This is a genomic window from Bradyrhizobium stylosanthis, from assembly GCF_001641335.1.
Classification (GTDB): domain Bacteria; phylum Pseudomonadota; class Alphaproteobacteria; order Rhizobiales; family Xanthobacteraceae; genus Bradyrhizobium; species Bradyrhizobium stylosanthis.
Genome location: NZ_LVEM01000011.1, coordinates 1 through 19,703 on the forward strand (window position 1 = coordinate 1; position 19,703 = coordinate 19,703).

The 19,703-nt window shown below is 62.5% G+C and carries 16 protein-coding genes, 1 rRNA gene and 1 pseudogene; 3 read left to right on the forward strand and 15 right to left on the reverse strand.

The genetic code is table 11. From position 1 onward, the window contains the following. A 16S ribosomal RNA gene (locus A7X65_RS39800) occupies positions 1–238 on the reverse strand; the annotation flags it as partial. 508 nt (positions 239–746) lie between these two features. On the opposite strand from A7X65_RS39800, the pseudogene A7X65_RS43765 reads away from it, so the two are divergent. Next, positions 747–1,246 (forward strand): annotated as a pseudogene (locus tag A7X65_RS43765) (gamma-glutamyltransferase); the annotation flags it as partial. Between the two features lie 60 nt (positions 1,247–1,306). Then, on the forward strand, positions 1,307–2,686 hold the full coding sequence (locus A7X65_RS39810; RefSeq protein ID WP_063694874.1) for an L-serine ammonia-lyase: 1,380 nt from the start codon (positions 1,307–1,309) through the stop codon (positions 2,684–2,686). 47 nt (positions 2,687–2,733) lie between these two features. On the opposite strand, the gene A7X65_RS39815 is transcribed toward A7X65_RS39810, so the two are convergent. Beyond that, positions 2,734–3,993 (reverse strand): aminotransferase class III-fold pyridoxal phosphate-dependent enzyme, encoded by a 1,260-nt coding sequence (locus tag A7X65_RS39815; RefSeq protein ID WP_156528458.1) that lies wholly within the window; start codon positions 3,991–3,993, stop codon positions 2,734–2,736. 258 nt (positions 3,994–4,251) lie between these two features. Between A7X65_RS39815 and A7X65_RS39820 the strand changes: the two genes are divergently transcribed. Beyond that, a complete protein-coding gene (locus tag A7X65_RS39820) occupies positions 4,252–4,974 on the forward strand; it encodes a GntR family transcriptional regulator (RefSeq protein ID WP_063694875.1) in 723 nt (240 codons plus the stop codon). Between the two features lie 11 nt (positions 4,975–4,985). On the opposite strand, the gene A7X65_RS39825 is transcribed toward A7X65_RS39820, so the two are convergent. The 13 genes from A7X65_RS39825 to A7X65_RS39885 form a co-directional block, all read right to left on the reverse strand. Then, positions 4,986–5,984, reverse strand: a complete 999-nt coding sequence (locus A7X65_RS39825) for a transketolase family protein (RefSeq protein ID WP_208608653.1) — start codon at positions 5,982–5,984, stop codon at positions 4,986–4,988. Then, entirely contained in the window at positions 5,981–6,853 is an 873-nt protein-coding gene (locus tag A7X65_RS39830; RefSeq protein WP_082885253.1) for a transketolase, read from the reverse strand. The genes A7X65_RS39825 and A7X65_RS39830 overlap by 4 nt, the downstream gene beginning before the upstream one ends. A 21-nt stretch (positions 6,854–6,874) precedes the next feature. After that, positions 6,875–8,518 carry a N,N-dimethylformamidase beta subunit family domain-containing protein gene (locus tag A7X65_RS39835; protein WP_063694905.1) on the reverse strand — a complete coding sequence of 548 codons (1,644 nt, stop codon included), beginning with the start codon at positions 8,516–8,518 and terminating at the stop codon, positions 6,875–6,877. Between the two features lie 108 nt (positions 8,519–8,626). Then, positions 8,627–10,789: a N,N-dimethylformamidase beta subunit family domain-containing protein gene (locus A7X65_RS39840; RefSeq protein WP_245324082.1), complete on the reverse strand. Its 2,163-nt coding sequence runs from the start codon at positions 10,787–10,789 to the stop codon at positions 8,627–8,629. Between the two features lie 95 nt (positions 10,790–10,884). Further along, positions 10,885–11,229 (reverse strand): N,N-dimethylformamidase alpha subunit family protein, encoded by a 345-nt coding sequence (locus tag A7X65_RS39845; protein WP_063694877.1) that lies wholly within the window; start codon positions 11,227–11,229, stop codon positions 10,885–10,887. A gap of 45 nt (positions 11,230–11,274) precedes the next feature. After that, positions 11,275–12,342, reverse strand: a complete 1,068-nt coding sequence (locus tag A7X65_RS39850; RefSeq protein WP_063694878.1) for an extracellular solute-binding protein — start codon at positions 12,340–12,342, stop codon at positions 11,275–11,277. 29 nt (positions 12,343–12,371) lie between these two features. After that, positions 12,372–13,166 carry an ABC transporter permease gene (locus A7X65_RS39855; protein WP_063694879.1) on the reverse strand — a complete coding sequence of 265 codons (795 nt, stop codon included), beginning with the start codon at positions 13,164–13,166 and terminating at the stop codon, positions 12,372–12,374. Beyond that, complete coding sequence (locus A7X65_RS39860; protein ID WP_082885254.1) at positions 13,163–14,038, reverse strand: ABC transporter permease; 876 nt, start codon at positions 14,036–14,038, stop codon at positions 13,163–13,165. The genes A7X65_RS39855 and A7X65_RS39860 overlap by 4 nt, the downstream gene beginning before the upstream one ends. Next, complete coding sequence (locus A7X65_RS39865) at positions 14,038–15,141, reverse strand: ABC transporter ATP-binding protein (protein ID WP_063694907.1); 1,104 nt, start codon at positions 15,139–15,141, stop codon at positions 14,038–14,040. Before A7X65_RS39865 ends, A7X65_RS39860 begins: the two co-directional genes overlap by 1 nt. 110 nt (positions 15,142–15,251) lie before the next feature. Further along, the gene (locus A7X65_RS39870) at positions 15,252–16,040 is read right to left on the reverse strand and encodes a shikimate dehydrogenase family protein (RefSeq protein ID WP_063694880.1); all 789 of its coding nucleotides are present in this window, start codon (positions 16,038–16,040) and stop codon (positions 15,252–15,254) included. Positions 16,041–16,051: 11 nt separating this feature from the next. Further along, positions 16,052–16,699, reverse strand: coding sequence for a class II aldolase/adducin family protein (locus A7X65_RS39875; protein WP_063694881.1), 648 nt, complete (start codon positions 16,697–16,699; stop codon positions 16,052–16,054). After that, positions 16,696–17,982 carry a 3-oxo-tetronate kinase gene (otnK, locus tag A7X65_RS39880; RefSeq protein ID WP_063694882.1) on the reverse strand — a complete coding sequence of 429 codons (1,287 nt, stop codon included), beginning with the start codon at positions 17,980–17,982 and terminating at the stop codon, positions 16,696–16,698. Before otnK ends, A7X65_RS39875 begins: the two co-directional genes overlap by 4 nt. A 274-nt stretch (positions 17,983–18,256) precedes the next feature. After that, positions 18,257–19,699, reverse strand: a complete 1,443-nt coding sequence (locus A7X65_RS39885; protein ID WP_063694883.1) for a tetratricopeptide repeat protein — start codon at positions 19,697–19,699, stop codon at positions 18,257–18,259. Positions 19,700–19,703: the final 4 nt, after the last annotated feature.

Sequence of the window (19,703 nt, forward strand, 5' to 3'; positions counted from 1 at the left end):
GGCCATTACCCTACCAACTAGCTAATCAGACGCGGGCCGATCTTTCGGCGATAAATCTTTCCCCGTAAGGGCTTATCCGGTATTAGCACAAGTTTCCCTGTGTTGTTCCGAACCAAAAGGTACGTTCCCACGCGTTACTCACCCGTCTGCCGCTGACGTATTGCTACGCCCGCTCGACTTGCATGTGTTAAGCCTGCCGCCAGCGTTCGCTCTGAGCCAGGATCAAACTCTCAAGTTGGACTTGAACTTTGAACCGGCTGATCACAACGTTTGACGAGGTCCCACCATTTTTCCGACGGCCGAAGCCGCCGAGCTGCCTGCGATTCACATCGCTGGCAACGATGGTGTTTCCTTTAAAACGTGTACCGCCGAAGTCTTTCGTCCGGTCTCGATCCAAAAAGCCGAAGCTCTTCAGAAGCGAGACCCGCAAGGACTCCGCCGTCCACGTTTCTCTTTCTTCATCTTCACTTGTCAAACAGCCCGGGACCCGCAGAGGCCCCAACCTTCCTGAGAGGAAGGGTTCCGACACCCTTACCGACGATGGATGAACTCCAACCGACTGGTGTCGGCTGTTGTGCACTCAACAAGGTGAGAAGCATCTGTTATGCGTCCGCTCGCCTTTGCCTCAAAGCCAAGGGAGCGCCCGACAGGCGGGCAACGCGGAAGAGGCTTTAGATGCTCATTCACCTGACTGCAAGCGAAAAAATGAAATTTCACTGCGCTAATTTTCTGACCTCCGCGGAGTGGCCCATCTGTTGACCCACACGCTGGGTAGCTCTTCTGGCGCCATCTCCGACGGCCTCGGCTTCATCCACAACGGGACGATGAGCCGCTTCGATCCGCGGCCCGGTCGAGCGGCCTCGATCGCGCCCGGCAAGCGCCGTGCATCTTCCGCTGCGCGCCGACCATCGTCTTCGATGGCGAAACACCACGGATCGTGATCGGCGCGCCGGGCGGCAGCTACGTCGCGCCGGCCGTGGCGCAAGGGATCATGAACATGCTCGATTTCGGCATGTCGACCTTCGAAGCCGTGGCGGCGCCACGGATCATGGGCGTTTCGAACGCGATCGACATCTCGAACCGCATACGTCGCAATGTCAGTGACGAGCTCACCGCTGCGGGCTATGACGTCAAGCGTTCGCCCCAGACTTTTCCTTTCGCCGCTCTTCACGCCATCGGCATCGTCAATGGTGTTTGCTCGGGAGGGGCTGATCCGCAGCGCGATGGAATGGCAATTGCCGTCTAGGGGCTGGACTGCTACCGCAGAGCTTGTCGCGCAGGAGACAGGTTCGACCAGAGGCGTGTGATGTTTCTGAGCGTATTCGACGTCTTCAAGATCGGCATCGGTCCCTCGTCGTCGCATACGATGGGACCCATGACGGCCGCGGGGCACTTCCTGAATCTCCTGCGGCAACATCCGTCCGCTCGCCAAGCAACCGCCGTCGGAGCGACACTGCATGGGTCGCTCGCATTCACGGGGAAAGGCCACGCCACGGATCGCGCCGTGACGCTCGGCCTGCTCGGCTGGACGCCCGCCGAGTTCGAGTTCGACGCAGCCGAACGCCAGCTCGTGGATCTCCGCCGCAGCCGTCTCCTGCGCCCCAAAGACCTGCCGCCGCTCAGATTCGACCCTGCCCTCGACATCGTCTTCGACTACGGGCCACCATTGCCCGGTCATGCCAACGGACTCGTTCTGTCCGCCCGCGATTCCACCGGGGCGGTGATGCTGGACGAGACCTATTACTCCATCGGCGGCGGTTTCGTGGTGACGGCGCGGGAGCGCGAAGCAGCGCCGGCTGCCGCCGACGCGATACCGTGGCCCTATCCATTTGCGCACGCGAGCGCGATGCTGCGCATGGCGCGCGAGAGCGGGCTGTCCATCGCGGACATGAAGCGCGCGAATGAGATCCACCTCCGTACACCTGAAGAAGTCGAACACGGCCTCGCCCGCCTCTGGTCGGTCATGAACGGGTGCATCGAACGGGGACTGAGCCAGGAAGGCGAACTGCCGGGCGGGCTGCACGTCCGACGCAGGGCCGCGCGGATCCATCGGCAATTGATGGCTGAGCGGCAGGCCAATCGCGCTCAGCCGCACGCGGCAGCAGACTGGCTGAGCGTCTACGCGATGGCCGTGAATGAGGAAAACGCGGCCGGAGGCAGAGTGGTGACCGCACCGACCAACGGGGCCGCCGGCGTCGTGCCCGCGGTGCTGAGATATTACCTGGATCACTGCATCGGGGCGGAGCCCGACAAGATTGCCGACTTCCTGCTCACGGCTGCGGCGATCGGCGGGTTGATCAAGCACAACGCCTCGATCTCCGGTGCCGAGGCAGGTTGTCAGGGCGAAGTCGGGTCAGCGGCCGCGATGGCTGCGGCCGGATTCTGCGCGGCGCTGGGCGGATCGCCCGAGCAGATTGAGAATGCCGCGGAGATCGCGCTCGAGCACCATCTCGGCATGACTTGCGATCCCGCAGCGGGCCTGGTCCAGGTCCCATGCATCGAGCGCAACGGCATCGGCGCCATCAAGGCGGTGGCGGCGGCCTCGCTCGCCCTGCGCGGCGACGGATCGCATTTCATGCCGCTGGACAATTGCATCGAGGCAATGCGGCAGACGGGCGAAGCCATGAATGCGAAGTTCAAGGAGACGAGCCTCGGCGGGTTGGCGGTCAACTTGCCGGAGTGCTGAACTTTACTATTCGCCAACGTCTTGATGCATGGCCCGATGGCGGGTGTTCAAGATCGACCCATCCGCCCCTCGCTCCCCGTGCCAAGTGCCGCCACAACTGAAAAGCTGTGCTCGGCTGCATCGAGCGCCGCGGCGATGTCGGCCTCGGTATGGGCGGCGCAGAGGAACATGTTGTGCTTCGGGTGGAAGTAAACGCCACGCTCGAGCATGGCATTGCAGAAGGCAAAGCCTTTCCCGAAATCCGGATCGTCGTCGAATAGAACTGTCGGCATTTGCGCTGGGCCCGACTGGCGAATTGACAAGCCGAACTGCCGCGAGCGTGTTTCCAGGCCCTCCCGCAACAATCGCCCCAAATAGGCCAGGCGGTTCGGAACATCGTCCCGGCGCACGATCTTCAGTGTCGCGGCGGCGGCCGCCATCGAGACCGCCCCCGCCCAGAACGAACCCGTCACGAAGACCTGGGACGCCGCACGACGTAGCCAGTCGGCCCCAGTGACGGCTGCCAGAGCGTAGCCGTTTGCGATCGCCTTGCTCCACGCCGACATGTCCGGACGGACGCCCAGCGCTTCCCAGCTCCCGGCCATATCGAGACGAAAGCCCGCGCGGACTTCATCGATGATCAGCACAGCTCCCTTGTCACTGCACAGACGCCGTGCAGCCTGGGCGAACTCCGCAGAGGGGAGTTCCTGGTCGAAGCCCATGTCATGGCGATAAGCAGAGACCAGGATGCCTGCAAGATCATCCCCTGCTGCCTTCACTGCCTCCTCAAGGCTCTCGACGTCGTTGAACTTGAAATACGACAGATGGGCGCGATCTTCCGCGGTCACACCGAGAAGCGAGGGTGAGCACCACGGCACAGCTCCATGATAGGCGCCCTTCGCAACCAGTATCTTCCGCTTCCCCGTCGCCGCCCGCGCGATGGTAACGCAAGCCGTTGTCGCGTCGGTGCCGTTCTTCTGGAACTGCGTCCAGTCGGCATGCCCAACCATGTCCACGACCAACTCGGCCAATTCGACCATCACTTCGGCGGGACCGTTGAGACAGTCGCCTTCGCGCCGCTGGCGCTCGGCAGCCTCATCCACTTCGGGATGATGGTGGCCGAGCAGATTGGGACCCCAACTGCACATGAAGTCGACGTACCGGTTGCCGTCGACATCCCAGAGCACCCCGCCCTCGCCGCGGCCAAAGAACTGCGGGTAGGCGTCCGGCAACTTGGCGGCATGAAGATGTCCCCACATCCCGCTCGGAACGACCTTTTCAGCGCGAGCGCGCAACGCAGCGTCCCGCGTCCTGTTCAATCCCGACATATCGGCCTCCTGATCAACGATGATATATCATATATCTAAAAAGATGCCGCGAGCCAAGCGATTTGGCGCGCCGGTGGGCACGCTCGTGCAATGTTCCGCGACCAGATTGCATCCGAAACTGAAACGAGAGATCAGTGAGTTGCGAGTGCGCGGAAGTTTTCGCCATGGTGCACAACCAGCCCGCCCTATATTATATATAAAATGGACAAGGGGCTGGGCCGGACCGGCAGGCAGACCAAGACCGGTTTGAGGACCTAAATGGCTGATGTTGACCTGAGACTGGGTGATCGCGGGGTGGGACCAGTCGCCCGCGACAGCTTGACGAGCCTTGTCTACAACAATCTGCGCCAGGCGCTGATGGAAGGCCGGTTCTCGCCTGGTCACCGTTTCAAGATCCGCGAACTTGCCGCGACCATGAATGTGTCGGAGACGCCCATTCGCGAAGCGTTGATGCAGCTCGTGCGCGGGCGCGCGCTGGAAATGCAGGCCGGGCGCTCGATCATGGTCGCTCACATGACAGCCGCGCAATATATCGAGCTCCGAACCGTCAGGCTGTTTCTCGAGGGCCTCGCCGCGGAGCACGCGACGACGCGCATTTCCGAGGCCGACATTGACAGGATGGAGGCGATCCATCGCGAGCTAGTCAGTGCCGAAAAGGAGCACAGATGGTCCGATGCGGTTCGCGTCAACTGGCAGTTTCACCGCAGCCTCTATGATGGATCGGGACTTCCGGAGGTCCTCGCCATCCTCGACGACATCTGGATGCGCAACGGTCCGTTGCTGAATTTTCTTTATCCGCACGCGCCACCGACCTATCCGAACGAACATCAACATCTAGCGGTGCTCAGATTTCTTCGGCAGCGCCGGCCGGACAAGGTTCGCGAGGCGATCCAGGCCGACATGATGGAAGGCGGCCAGAATCTCGTCCGGCTTCTGGAAAAGCATGGCGGCACCTCCAATATCCCACCGGACGAAGACTGAGCAGCAGCGCCTCAACGACGCCGCCTCTGGCGCAGGCTCTTGATTGTGTCGATGATCGCGCGCTCGGAGAGGCCGTATTTCTCGAACAGATAGCCGGTCGAGCCGCCTTCGGCGAAAGTATCGCCGACGCCAACGCGGCGAAACGCGACATCCACGCCCTCTTCCAGCAACAGTTCAGCAACCGCGCTGCCCAATCCGCCGATAATGGAATGGTTCTCGGCCGCGACCACCAGCGGTACCGTGCGCGCCAGCGCCACGAGCTCCGGATCGAGCGGCTTTACCGTCGACATATCGACCACCGTCAACGATATGCCCTCGCGAGCGAGTGTCTCAGCAGCGCGTAGCGCAATCGCCACCATCATTCCGCAGGCCACCAGCAAGCCATCCGCGCCGCGACGCAACACCTGCATTTTGCCGATCCGAAAGTCCGACGTTGCCGGAGCCGGCTCGTCTGAACCGTCCGCACGCTTGAGCCGCAGATAGACCGGTCCCTCATGCGCAGCGGCTGCAGCGACGGCGGCGCGTACGTCGCCTTGACCGCAGGGCTCGATCACGGTCATGTTCGGCAAGGCACGCATCAGCGCGAGATCGTCGATCGCCTGGTGCGAGACCCCGAGCAGCGTCGTGAGACCCGGGATGACACCCACGATCTTCACGTTCGCACGCGGATAGGCGACCTGCATGGCAATCTGATCGTAACAGCGCCGGGTAGCGAACACGCAGAAGCTATGGACAAAGGGAATTTCGCCGCATCGGGCTAATCCCCCCGCGATCCCCACCATGTTGGCTTCCGCTATGCCCACCTGATGAAACCGTTCGGGAAAAGTATCCCGGAACAGATCGGTCTCGGTCGGTAGCGTCAGATCAGCCGTCAGGCAAACGATACGCGGATCGCGCCGAGCGGCCTCGACGAGGGCTTCTCCATAGTGCTTGACCGCGGGAGCGGCGGCGGCGTCGCGCGCCGTGAAATCGAGAACCTCGAGGGAGGTCCGATCGTTCCCGGCCATCATCTCGGTCCCTCCCCGGCAATCTGCGACAGTTCGCTCAGCGCCTTCGCCGCGACCGGCGATGGCAGTTTCAGATTGTGGGCAAGCAGCCCTTCGAGCGACGGCACACCCTTGCCGGCAAGCGTGCGGGCCACCAGACATGTCGGACGTTCCCTGCCGCGCGCGCGCTCGAGGCCGGCGAGCAGCGCGGAGATGTCGTGTCCATCGACGGTCTCGACGGACCAGCCGAACGCGGCGAACTTCGCGTCGATCGGCGCCACCGTGACGACCTGATCGATATGCCCTTCGACCTGCATCTGGTTGTCGTCGACGATCAGGCAGAGGTTGGAAAGACGCGCGCTCCCTGCAAACAGCGCCGCCTCCCAGAGCTGCCCTTCCTGCAATTCGCCGTCGCCCAGGAGCACATAGGTCCGTGCCGGAGACCGCCGGCGGCGCGCCGCGAGCGCCATGCCAATCCCGACAGACAGCCCCTGCCCCAGCGAGCCGAGCGTCGCTTCGATGACGGTCCCGACGCGCTCCGATGCATTGATTTCGAACGGCGATCCGTCGCCGCAATAGGAATGGAGTGCTTCACGGTCGACCAGACCGCGCGCCGCAAGCGTGGCATAGAAGATGGCCGTGTTGTGCGCCGTGGACAGCAGGAAGCGGTCGCGATCCGGCCATTCGGGGTCCAACGGATCGAGACGCAGCTCGGAAAAATACAGGATTGCGAACAGGTCGGCCGCTCCCAATCCCTGCTGCACATAACCTTGCCCGGTGGGCGCGACCAGATTGATGACGTCGCGCCGAAGGCTCCTGGCAATGCGCGCCAGCTCCTCGACATCGGTTGTTCGCGGCGCGGGCTGTCGGTCGCCGCTGGCTCGATCGTGCATTTCTTCTCCTTTGCCGCGACTTCAGCCGCGCGTCGCCGCGGTAAAGCGATCGAGGATGTTGCGGGTAATGCGCTGCGTGAAGGGATCACCGCGCTTCAGTCCCATCACCCACTCGCAAGTGGCGGCCGTCAGCACCTCGCCCTTGCCGCGCGTCATGTGCACCATCATGCCCGAGCCGTACTTGTAGCGGGCGAGCCCCTCAGGCGTGACTTCGCCGGTGACGCATTCCACCAGACCTTCATGGTCGCTGCTGCGCACGTAGTACCGGAAGCCCTCGCCCGGCGGCTCGTCCTCCGCCAGCACCGCCGGTGCCATGGCGAGAATCTGGATGGACTCGGGCTGACCTTCGACGGGAACAGGAAACGGAAGGCCGTGACGGAACGTATAGTCGAGCCCGTCGACCTCGTAGGCGAAGATGCGCTGCTTGTCGCCGAAGATGTCGGCATAGTGCAGTCCGGTGCCGGCAAAGGCCCAATGCTCGGGACGATACACCGTGAAACCTCTCTGGCCGTTCGGCGCAAAGCCGCCCCAGGACGCATAGAGGCCGTGCACGCCGTTCACTCCGACGGTCGAAGCCCCGGGCCAGCGGACATTGCGGTCTTCCCAGGCCGACGTCATCCGACGCGCCTTGTCGGTGCCGGCCACGGGATCCCTGTGGACGGCCTTGAACTTGTGGCAGACCTGCCGCTGGCCGCCATCCTCGAGACGGATCTGCCACAGGAAGTTGGCGCCGAAGCGCGCCAGCCGGCCACCGGCTTCGACGTAGCGCTCGATCGCTTCGCGCATTTCCCAGGTCCAATACTCATCATGGCCGATGATGGTCACACACGGATAGGCGTCGAGCAGCTCCGGCCGATAGTGCAGATCAGTCTGGGTGATCATGTCGAGCTGATAGCCCTCGCTCTCTGCCCAGAGCACGAAATGGCGGTCGTACTGAGCCCAGCCCGAGGCGGCGTAGTATTGGCCAAAGCCGTTGGCGAAGGCCCACTCCTTCATCGGATAGCGCGGTGCATCGCCCATCTCGGGCGCAGGATCAGCGCAGATGCGCGGCGCGCCTGCGGGCAGCCAGACCACACCACGCGTCCACGGCCGCTGCAGCGACAGTACCGGCGAAGGCTCATCGCGGTTCGGTCCTTCGACGCCGAAATAGTGATTGGCACCTCCGAAATCGTTATAGGCGGTCCAGGTTCCGGTCGGCAGGATCATCAGGATCCTGGCTCGTCGTGTCTTCTCCGTCGGCCGCACGACGAAGAAATGGTGCTGGACGAAGCGGGCTCCATTCGCCCGCTCGCAGGACGACACCACACGATAGAAGCCCGAGCGCAGATCCGGCGGTATCGTCCAACGATGAGAGACCGGCCAGTTGCAGCCGTCGCGATAAGCATCGGGCGGCGTGGCTGCGAACACACCATCAACCCCGCTCACCTCGTGCACCATTTCCGGCTCAAGACCGTCGCGATAGATTTGCAGCCGCCAGGCCTTGGCCGTTGCCGTCGAATGGAAGACGACCTCGTCGCCGGGATCGTACGACATCGCGGCAGTGTAGGTGTAGACCTCGGGTATGGCGGGATCGCCGCGCGGCGCCTCGTACCATGGCTGGCTGCCCCAGTGCTCGTCCGCATGCATCGGACGCGTCTTGCGGGGAGCGACGTTGACGGATCCCATTTCCGGCGATTGAAACTCGCGCTTGTCCGACATGACAGCCTCTTGTTCGAAGTGCCATGCCCAACCGGGGATGGCGATATTACTTGATAAGCCGAAGTCGCCAGCCTGCTAGGCGCCAGCAGGCATGACGATGGGCCTTGGATCGAGGAACCGGTTGACGACGTTCAACGTGATCGTGCTGATGTTGTTATCGTAACTGTTGTGACTCAGCGACATGCCGTAGGTGATCGATCCCGTTGCGAAGACGGCACCGCCATTGCCGGTCTCGAAGAACACCATGTCGGCGCGCACAAGCGCGTTCTGTGTGCCGTCCAGTCCATCGACTACTGTGCGAAACTCTTCCGGCGTCGGCAGCGCGCCGGCTCCCAGTCCCTCGGAGGTCGCGATCCGCAACGCATGCCGCGGCGTTCCCAGTTCGAGGTCATACCGGTCGATCTCGCTGCCGACCGCGCCGTTGTAGCGAAAGCCGAAATCACCGAACTTCTCGTGGCGGCCCGTCCCCTCGAAAATGAACGCAACGCGCCGGTCCTCGCTTTCGGCGGTGCGCAGGTAATAGCCGCAGGTGTCGTTGATCATCGCGGAAAATCCGACGCCGACGAGCTTCTGCGGCGCAAAACCCGAGTGCCGCCACAGCGAGCCCGGCTCGCCGGTGCCGGCAAGATGCACCTCGCCCGGTTCGGACTCCCAAGTCCGTGTCCCTGCCATGCCGCGACGCACTTCGAGGGCGGCCGGTGCTGCCGGATGAAAGCCGCAGCGCCAGTAGAACGCATTGCCGCCCATGGAGATGTGCCGCCCACCGGCGTTCTGATACGCCATGATCGCGTTCATCATGTTGAAGCTGAAATATTCCGGATGGGTCGGCGTCATCATCGCTCGGTAAGGCGAAAGCGCCCGCGCGCCCTCCCGGTCGAGCTCGACATCCGTGATCAGGTCGTAGGCGATGCCTTTCTCCTCGAGCCAGTCGAGGATGTGGGTATCGTTGATCAGGTTGAACCAGTAACCGCGCGGCCGCATGTTGAGGATGGGGCGCAGCCAGGAGCTGTAGGCGCGGCCCGATCCGTCGACATGACAATCATAGGTCGACTGGCCGATCTCGGGGTTCTCCTGCATGAAGACATCGTCGAGCGGCAGCCACAACACGTGCTCCATTAGCGTCTCGAAATGAACCTGATAGAGCCGTAGCGCACTGTTGGCATAGGCGAGATAGGTCCCAACCGACGCGACTACGACAAGATCGGCGCGCTTGGTCTGCCTGCCCGGTGTCACGAAGAAGGTGACATAGCTTTCACACTGCCCGTCGGGGTCACCGCTCGCCGGCGTGAGCCGCAGCGCATAGACGCCCGATCGCCAATCACCGGGCACATCGAGCGCGCAAGTGGTCTGCCACTGACAATCGTAGATGTCGTCACTGTGGAAATGGATGGCGGCATATTCGCGCGGCGAAAGCCGGAAGTCGTGTACGGCGCCGGACCAGTGAAAGCCGGTGACGCCTCTGCGAGGCAATTGGTGCAAGCCGCCATGCAGGCAGTTCGGCGAGATGTCCTTGATTGCTAGCGTCGAGATTCCATTGGAAAAGTCCCAGAACGCAACGAGCCCGGCCTCGGTCGTGCCCGTCCGCTGACCACACTCGAATACACGCAACTGTTCCGCGTCGAGTTGTCGCGAAAGGATTCGCGGAGCCTCGATCTTGCCGTCGAAGTGAGCGGTATATTGCCGATCGCCGTTCAAATGATGGGCTGCAATCAGGAAGGGCAGTCCGGAGTCGACATCAAGGGTCGCCGGCAGTGCAAACGATTGGGAGTGGGCCGCCGCCGGGCGAACGCCATCTGCCGGAACGATCAGCGAAACCGTGGCCGACGCTTCCCCGAAATCGAGCGCGCACGCTATGAAAGCCCAGACGCGTTCACGCAGCTTGACGTCGAGGACGAAACGAACCGGCCCGCCCTCTACTCGGCCCAGGACCAGCACCGGGCACCCATCCTCGTCGAGCTCGAGCGCATAACCCCGTCCCGAACCCTGGCACCAATTCCCCATCACGGCCCTGGGATTGTCGGCAATGCGCGTGGGATAGACGTAGGCGCCGAAGGACCAGTGCGCAGCGGCGGGCACCAGCACACCATCATGCTCGATGACGGCGTTGGAGCCGGGCCGGATGGGCTGATCGAGACAAGCATGCTCGCCGTCGATGTTGCTTGCCATGATCTCGTACTTGAAGCCGGGACCGTTGGCGTCGACGTCGCCGCAGCGCAGCCGCAGCACCTCGACCTTCACCTTCGGTCGCTTGCTGCTGAGCTGGAATTTCACCTGCTCTCCCGCCGGCACGCTGATGCGATCGGGATAGCCGAGATACTCGTTGGTCTTGTAGATCACCCCAGCATCTCCGCCGGTAGCGCCACGCTGGTCATCTCCTGCCAGCGCAGCTTGAAAACATGCCATTCAGCCTCGGCGAGCGAGGTGAAGACGCGATCGTCGACAAAAGGCATCGGATCGCCGCGACGCCTGGGGATTCGCGACAGCCGCCACGCCTTTCCGGGCTCAAGCACGATGAGGACCAACCGGCCTTCCGGCCGCCCCCACCGCATCCGCGCCAGCAGCTTGCGCAGGTCCGGACTGTGGACCCCGAGCGGGCTTGCGCGAAATTCCTCCACGAGATCGAGCCTATTGGGATCGATGACGTAGCGCATCGCGTTCGGGTCACTGGTGTGATCCATCGTCGGCTCCTGTCTTGCGCGCGCAATACGGCTGCCGCGTCGGCATCAACGGGTCAGCCAAGCCATCCAGCGCTCGCGCAGTGCGTTGCGGTTCTCGCCGATCCAGGCGAAGTCCGGCTTCACGAGCTTTTCGTAGTTTTCCGGTGACGTCGCATAGAGATTGCGCTCTTCCGGCTTCATCAATTCGATGGCCGACTTGCTGGCGGTGGCATAATTGACGGCACGCATGAACGGCACATGCGCCTCCGAGTTTGCATAGAAGAAGTCGAGATAAGCCATGGCCGCATTGACGTCGGGCGCGCCTTTCAGGATGGCCATATAGCCGGTGTCCCGGATCGCCTGATCCCAGGACAACGCAGCCGGCACCCCCTCCTTCACGACGGCCAGCGCGCGCCCGGAGTAACTCATTGCCATGACCACCTCGCGACTGCGCATGATCTGTTGCACCTGGTCGCCGGTCTTCCACCAGACGGAGACATTGGGCCTGATCTGATCAAGCTTCTTGTAGGCGCGATTGAGATCCAACGGGAAGAGCTGGTCTGCCTTGACTCCGTCGGCAAGCAGCGCCGCCGCCGGCACCCACCAGTCGCTATCGCCCGTGTCCGGCAGGCCGCGCGGCCCCGGAAACTGTTTCACGTCCCAGAAGTCGGCCCAATTCTTCGGCGCCTTCTCCTTGAAGGCCTCCGTGTTGTAGGTGATCAGCATGCCGCCGGTCGTGCGCGCGACGCCATAAGGCTGGCATGCGTCGGAGACGCCGAACTTCTGTACGTTCGGCAGCTTGGCACAATCGATCTTCTCCAGCATATCGGCTCGCCCGACGAGGTCGGGCCCCGTTGCGGTGACGATGTCGAACTCGATCTTGCCGGTTCGCTGCATCGCCTTGGCGCGCGCCCATTGATCGGGAACCTCGATCGCAACGGGAACGACTTCCACGTTCTTGGCCTTGTTGAAGGGTTCGTAGAAGTGCTTGGCGAGCGTGTTGCCCATCAGGCCGCCGGTCGTGGCGATCACCACCTGATCCTCGAGCTTTTGAGCAGCGGCCGGCAACGTCGCGGAAAAGACGACGGTCATTGCGCAAGCGGCTGCCGTCAACTTCCACATGTTCTTCGACATCGGCGTACTCCTCTGTTGGCTTGCACGGACTAAGGGGTCTTGCTGCGGGATCTGAGGGCATGAGCCCCGAGCAGAATCGCGATGGACAGGACGATCAGCAACGTGGCGATTGCGGGAATGATGGGTGTCAGGTTTTGCTCGATGTCCTCGAACATCCGGCGCGGCAGGGTCTTCTGACGCACGCCCGAAAGGAAGAATGACACGACCGGCTCATCAAACGAGATGATAAAGGCAAACAACGCACCGCTCGCCAGGCTCGGCAGGATCAGCGGCAGCGTGACGTAGCGGAAGGCGGCAAAGCGCGTCGCGCCGCAGCTCATGGCCGCGGCCTCGAGATTGGCATCCACTTTTCCCAATGCGGCAGCCATCGTGAAGACGACGAAGGGCAGCGTAAGCACGGTATGTGCCAGCACGAAACCGGGGATGGTGCCGGAGAGCCCGATGGTCTGGAAGAAGAGATAAAGACCGACCGCGATCGCGATATGCGGCACGATGATCGGACCGATCAGCAGGACCTGGAACAGGGTCACGAGCCGACTGCGGCCGCGTACCATGGCATAGGTCGCCGCGGTCCCGATCACCGAAGCGCAGATCGCAGTCAGGAAGGCCACCTGCAGGCTGAGCCAGGTCGCCGCGCGCCACTGCCGGCTGTCGAAATATTCGGCGTACCATTTCAGGGTGAAGCCGGACGGCGGAAACGCCAGATAATCGTTTTGCCCAAACGACATCGGAATGACGATGACCAGCGGCACGATGATGAAGGCCAGCACGGCGTAAACACAGGCGCCGAGCGCAAGCGATCCCTTGTCGGCGGGCGGCTTCACGACGCTGCCCCCATCAACCGGTCAAAACGCAGGGTCTTGCTGAAGATGACGGCCAGCAATGTCACGAACAGGGTGAGCACGCCCACGAGGGCCGCCGCAAAGGGCCAATCGAGCACCTCACGGATCTGTTGCGAAACCAGTGTCGAGACCATCATCTCTTGCGGCGAGCCCAAGAGCGCCGGCGTGATGAAGAAGCCAAGCGCGGTGAGAAACACCAGAAGTGAGCCACTGACGACGCCCGGTAGGCTGAGCGGCAGGATGACTTCGATGAAGGTCCGCCAGCGCGTTGCGCCCAGCACGGCGGCGGCGCGCGTGTAATCGTTCGGAATGCTGCGCAAGGCACCATAGATCGGCAATATCATGAACGGCAGCAGCACGTGGGTCATGGCGATGACCACCGCGCTCTGGGTATAGAGCAGCTTGAAGGGCTGCGAAGTCAGGCCGAGCCCCATCAGCGCCGAATTGATCAACCCGTTGCGCTGGAACAGAATGGACCAGGCTGCCGTGCGGACAAGCACACTGGACCAGAGCGGCAGGATGACACACACCGCAACGAGGGCGGCGACCGCGCCCCTTGCCCGGCTCATATAGTAGGCCACCGGAAATCCGAGAATCACCGACAGAGCCGTCACCAGCGTCGCGGTCCAGAGCGTGCGGGCCAAAACGCGTGCGTAAACCGGATTGCCGACGACGCGGGCGTAATTGTCGAGGGTCGGATGTGGCTCAGTGACGCTGATCACCAGGAGCTGCACGATCGGATAGATGAAGACGAAAGCGATGACGGCGAAGAACGGCGCGAGCAGAAACAATGTCGAAAGGCCGCTCAGCCGGTGGCCGTCAGAATGCCAAAAATCCGATCGCACCGGCTTCATCAATCACGCCCTCGATAGAGCAGAAGCGCCTCCATGGGCACGGAGAAGGACGCGATATCACCCGGGGCCAGGTGACCTACATCGGAGGCACCGGCGATGCGTGCACGCATCTCGGTGCCATCGGCAAGGCGCCCGATCAGGAGCAGCGCCGATCCGGCATAGACGATATCGCTAAGCGTGACCTTGACGACGGGCGCTGTGCCGGCACCAAATTGCAGGCGCTCAGGCCTCACCGCCAGGACTGCCGACTCGCCCGCCCTCACCGGCTCGACGACCGCACTCGCCGGAAGGCTCCATGTCTCGCCCCACGGCAGCCTCACCGCGACGGCATCGGTCGCGCGTTCGACGGTAACGTCGACGAAGTTCATCTCGCCGATAAAGCCCGCGGTGAAGAGATTGGCGGGACGCTCATAGAGCTCGCGCGCTGGCCCGATCTGCTGGATCCTGCCGTCCTTCAGAACAGCGATCCGATCCGCCATGGTCAGGGCTTCGCTCTGATCATGGGTCACGAAGATCACTGTGATGCCAAGCTCGGCATGCAACCGCTTGATTTCGAGCTGCATGTCCTCGCGCAGATTTTTGTCGAGCGCGCTGAGCGGCTCGTCCATCAGCAGGACGCGCGGGCGATAGACGATCGCGCGGGCCAGAGCCACACGCTGCTGCTGGCCGCCCGAGAGCTCGTTCGGACGGCGCTTGCCATAGCCTCCGAGACGCACCGTTTCAAGCGCGGCTTCCGCACGCGCATGACGCTCGGCCTTCTCGAGGCCACGCATCTTCAGGGGAAAGGCGACGTTGTCGAGAATCGACATGTGGGGGAACAGCGTATAGTTCTGGAAAACCATTCCCAGATTGCGCTTGTTCGAAGGAACGTAGGTCAGGTCTTCGGAATCGACGTGAATGCTTCCGCTGGTCGGAAATTCGAATCCGGCGACACTCATCAGGATCGTGGTCTTCCCGGAGCCGCTCGGCCCGAGCAGGGCGATGAACTCACCGGCCGCGATATCGATATCGACGCCATCGACGGCAGACACCGCGCCGAAGCGTTTCTCCAGGCGACTGATGCGGATCGATGCGCCCGATACCGCTTGTCTGGCCGATGCAATATTCACGGAGACCCATCTCCTTCTTCCGTTACCGTCGAGAAGCGTCGCGCCCTCGGGCCAACCCTCGTATTTGCCTGGAACTTCCTCGATATAATATTTGATATATCAGGCTAGCGTGCAATGAACCGTGCGACAAGGGCCATTTGCGCATCGAGCATCGGCTTTCCGCCGATCGTCCTCGCGCCCAGCGCGGCAGCCCTGGCAAGAAGTCGTGTGACGGCCGGATGCACAATGATGTCGCTGACCACAGCGCTCGGACCGAGACCGTCGATATCCAGGGGCAACGGATCATCCGCTTTCATGCCGAGCGACGTCGTGTTGACGATCAGATCGAATGACCGCGCCTCTGCATGATCGGCGCTGACTTTGGTGGCGGGATAATGCTCGGCCACGGCGGCCGCGAGTGCGCGAGCTTTCTCCTCGTCGCGATTCATGATCGTAAGCTCGCGCGCGCCGGCTTCCGCCAGGCCGAAGGCGGTCGCGCGCCCCGCTCCACCCGCCCCGACCTGGAGCACCTTCCGGCCGCGCACCACGATCTCGTGTTGGGCGAGGCTCGCGATGAATCCCCTCGCATCGAGATTGTCGCCGACGAGCCGGCCCTCCGCCGTTCGCTTGACGAAGTTGACGGCACCGATCATCCACGCTGCGGGCGTGATCTCATCCAGATGCTCGATCACCTGCGTCTTGTGCGGAATCGTCACGCCGAAACCAAAGACGTTGCGCATCAACCTGATGCTCGCGACGACCGCTCCGAGATCGCCGGGCAAGATATGGAGCGGCGACACCGCGACGTCATCGTCGATCGACTGGAAATAGGCGTTGATCACCGCGCTCGCCCGAACATGGTCGACCGGGTTGGCCAACACGAACATGATCTTGGATTTGCCGGTGATCTCCATGATTGCTCTCCTCAGGCCGGCAAGGCAGCGCGGCCGTAGCTGCCATAGCGCTCGAGCACCCGCGCCATTTCATCGTCGGGAAGGATCGCAGGCGCGCCGGCCTGGCAGGCCAGCAGATATTGCCGCGCGAGGGTTTCAAGCTTCACCGTGAGGTCGAAGGCTGCCTGCAACCCTTTGCCTGCGGCAATCATGCCGTGGTTCGCCAACAGGCACGCCTTGCGCTTTTCCAGCGCAGCGACGGCGCCGTCGGCGAGGGCTCGGGTGCCGAAGGTCGCATAGGGCGCGCAAGGCACATCGTTTCCACCAAAACTGGCGATCATGTAGTGGAAAGCCGGAATTGGTTTTGCAAGACAGGACAACGCGACACAGCAATCGGCGTGGGTGTGCACGATCGCGTTCACGTGCGGATAGGCATTCAGAATGGCCAGATGCATGTGCCATTCGCTGGACGGCAAGCCGTCTCCGACCACCGTCCCGTCGCGCTTCAGACGAACCAGCCTGTCGGGCGTCGTATTGCCGCTATTGCCACCGGTCGGCGTGATGAGAATGTCTTCGCCCATGCGGCAGCTGACATTTCCGCTGCTGCCGTGATTGAAACCCATGTTTTCCAGGCGCGCAACGACATCCAGCACGGAGTGCCTGAGCTCACGTTCGGTCAATTGGCGCCCTCCGGATGCAGCATGGATTCGAGTGTTCTCGTGAACAGGTCGACCGGACCCAGCTTGCCCGATTTGAGACAGAGAGCGACCGGATCGTCTTCTTCGGTCACGGCCGTGCCGATGCCGGGCCCGCCATAGGGACCGACTCGCAGGCGCCGAATGCCGAGGTGATCGACGATAGAGCCGGACGTCTCGCCGCCGGCCACGACGAAGCGCCGCACGCCAGCGCTACGAAGCGAGACGGCCAGTCGACCAAGGATGCTTTCAGCGAGTTGCGCCGCGCCTTCGCGGCCATATCGCTGCTGGGCCAAGTTGACGGCGGCGTAAGACTCCGACGTAGCGATGCCGACTGGACCGTTTTCCAGCCGCGGCCGTGCCCAGTCGAGCGCGGCAGCAACCACCGACTCGACGCCACCCGCCTTGAGAAGATCAATACGGAGCACGGGATGGCGTTTCTCGAACTCGGCGAGTTGCTCCAATGTCCGCTCGGCGCAACTCCCAGCAAGAACGACGCCGGCTCCGCCGACCGCAGGCAGACTCGGTCGCGTCTTCGCCGTCGGGATGAGCCCCTGCGTCCTCCATATCTCCGGATAGTGCTGGACGATTGTCGCATTACCGGTCATCAGCTTCCAATCACTGGTGAGCGCGGCAAGCATCGCGAGGTCGCGATCGTAGATTGTGTCCGCAATGAAGTAGCGGACACCTCGCGCCGCCTCCTCCGCGATCGCGCGTTTCAGGTGATCGAGCCCCGCATCCAAGAGTGGGTGAGCCAAAAGGCCGACCTTGGTTGGGGTCTGCCGCTGCAGAACCCGGACCAGATCCGGATCGGTCATTGGCGTCAGCGGATCGTTGCGTTTGGGCGATTCCGAGATCAACTCGGTGCCGAGAAACAGATGGCCGTTGTAGACGGTCCGTCGGAGCGCAGGAGAAGCCGGACAGAATGCGGTGTATTCCGCACCTGACAGTTGCATCAGCAGGTCCGACACCGGACCGATATTGCCCCGGTCGGTGGAATCGAACGTTGCGCAATACTTGAAGAAAATCTGCCTCGCGCCTCGCGCAAGCAGCGCCCTCGCCGCGCTCTCGGTCTTGGCGACGGCTTGGTCCGCGGGAATGACGCGCGTCTTCTGTGCAACCACAATGGCGGGAGAATCTCCGAGGCTGGCAACCAGGTCGGGGTCAGTCACAAAGCCGCAATCGATGCCGGCAGCAATCAGCATGGCGGCCGTTTCCATGCCGCCGGTCAGATCGTCCGCTATCACCCCAAAGATCGGCTTGGTCATTCGCCCGAAAGGCCTCCCAGAACCCGCAGAAACTTGATACATGATATATCAAATATTGCAAGACAAGTTCTTCGGAAGCGGGCGAGCCTGCAGGGTTCGATTTCGAGGAGGCCGAGCGTCAGCTTAAGAATCTACGCCGCAGTCATCAGCCACGGAAATCCCGCCGGGATCTGCCGACGCGTACCGACCGACCTTCTGGCTGGCGCCGACAAATCGCTCGACGACATCTGTGGTCGATCATTCAACGGGGAGCAGCGGCAAGCTCGTCACGGGGCTATCCGACGCTGGACAACGGCACCTTGACGGTCGCCAACTTCATCAGCTCGATGGCGAGGTTGTCGAGAACATGATCCCAGTCGCCCTCGATACGGGGGCGGAACAATCGAGCCGATGGATACCAGGGACTATCGGCACGATCGAGAAGCCACAGCCAATGCGCCGAATGGCCCAGCAAGATCCAGACAGGGACGCCGAGCCCGCCAGCAAGGTGGGCAACAGCGCTGTCCGTCATGATGACCAGGTCAAGGTTCGCGACGACGGCTGCCGTATCTGCAAAATCCTTCAACTCGGGTGCGAGATCGATGATCGGCCTGCGCAGCTCGACGCCTTGCAGCTCCTGCTCGGGCGATCCCTTTTGCAAGCTGTAGAGCTGCACGCCCGGAAAATCGACGCTCTGCAGAAGGCGCTCGAGGGAAATGGCGCGCTCGGCATTCCTTTCGAATGTCACGCTGCCCGACCAGACGATACCGACCTTCAGGCAACCTGCTCCTTTGCGAAGATAGGGTTCGAATTTTGCCTCTCGCTCCGCCGGTTTTAAAAGATAGGGTTGGGCTGGAAGCAGGGACAGATCCGGTGTGAAAAGTCCGGGAAGACTGCAGAAGGAGCAGTAGTAGTCGGCCTCCGGCAACGGCTCACCTTTTGCAACGACCCGGTCGGCAACGCCAAGAGAGGCGACCAGGGAGCAGAGCGCCGGCTGGCATTCAACGATCAGCTCGCCGCCCAATCCTTTCACCCGCGGCAGGTATCGCAGCGCCCACAGCGTGTCGCCGAACCCCTGCTCGGCGAGCACGAGGAGCCGGCTGCCGGCGTACGGGGTTCCTGTCCATTGGCGACCGGACACCGACCTTGCGGGGATCTGACCGGAAACGAGACGGACTTCATAATCCGCCCAACCCTTTCGATAATTTCCCAGATGAAGATAGCTGCGGGCCCTGTCCCATCGGGCGAGGTGAAAATCCGGCTGCAGCGCCAGCGCCCGGTCGAAGGCCATGATGGCCTCTCCGTGCTGTCCGACTTCCGCGTAGCACAGGCCGAGATTGTGATGAAGAAAAGCCTCATTGCTCGAAAGCGCGATCGCCCGCTGGTGGCAGGCGATCGCGACATTGTAGAACTTGAGATGCTTGAACGCGGTGCCCAGATTGTTCCAAATGCCGGAGCCCATCGGACTGAACTCAAGGGCGTCCCGATACCATCTCAGCGCATCGGACTGTCGCTTCATCGCCGTCAGCACATAGCCATTGGCGTTGATCAGATCGCCGTTGTTCGGATGCTGACCTATGGCGTTCTGGAGCAGTGCGTGGACCTCGTCATACTTCTTGGCCTGGACCAATTCGGTCACCTGCCCGAGAACCTCCCCTACGGAGAGATTCCGGGCCTGGACCGGAGGTTCGGATACAACGCCCTGAACCTCCGGGAACTGATCGACACGCACAGTCATCGGG

Bases quoted from the DNA above. Each gene is read 5' to 3' on its own strand.
- A7X65_RS39820 (WP_063694875.1), top strand. From the start codon at position 4,252: ATGGCTGATGTTGACCTGAGACTGGGTGATCGCGGGGTGGGACCAGTC.
- A7X65_RS39860 (WP_082885254.1), bottom strand. From the start codon at position 14,038: ATGAAGCCGGTGCGATCGGATTTTTGGCATTCTGACGGCCACCGGCTG.
- A7X65_RS39830 (WP_082885253.1), bottom strand. From the start codon at position 6,853: ATGCACGATCGAGCCAGCGGCGACCGACAGCCCGCGCCGCGAACAACC.
- A7X65_RS39835 (WP_063694905.1), bottom strand. From the start codon at position 8,518: ATGGGATCCGTCAACGTCGCTCCCCGCAAGACGCGTCCGATGCATGCG.
- A7X65_RS39885 (WP_063694883.1), bottom strand. From the start codon at position 19,699: ATGACTGTGCGTGTCGATCAGTTCCCGGAGGTTCAGGGCGTTGTATCC.
- A7X65_RS39810 (WP_063694874.1), top strand. From the start codon at position 1,307: ATGTTTCTGAGCGTATTCGACGTCTTCAAGATCGGCATCGGTCCCTCG.
- A7X65_RS39845 (WP_063694877.1), bottom strand. From the start codon at position 11,229: ATGGATCACACCAGTGACCCGAACGCGATGCGCTACGTCATCGATCCC.
- A7X65_RS39870 (WP_063694880.1), bottom strand. From the start codon at position 16,040: ATGGAGATCACCGGCAAATCCAAGATCATGTTCGTGTTGGCCAACCCG.
- A7X65_RS39825 (WP_208608653.1), bottom strand. From the start codon at position 5,984: ATGATGGCCGGGAACGATCGGACCTCCCTCGAGGTTCTCGATTTCACG.
- otnK (WP_063694882.1), bottom strand. From the start codon at position 17,982: ATGACCAAGCCGATCTTTGGGGTGATAGCGGACGATCTGACCGGCGGC.
- A7X65_RS39850 (WP_063694878.1), bottom strand. From the start codon at position 12,342: ATGTCGAAGAACATGTGGAAGTTGACGGCAGCCGCTTGCGCAATGACC.
- A7X65_RS39815 (WP_156528458.1), bottom strand. From the start codon at position 3,993: ATGTCGGGATTGAACAGGACGCGGGACGCTGCGTTGCGCGCTCGCGCT.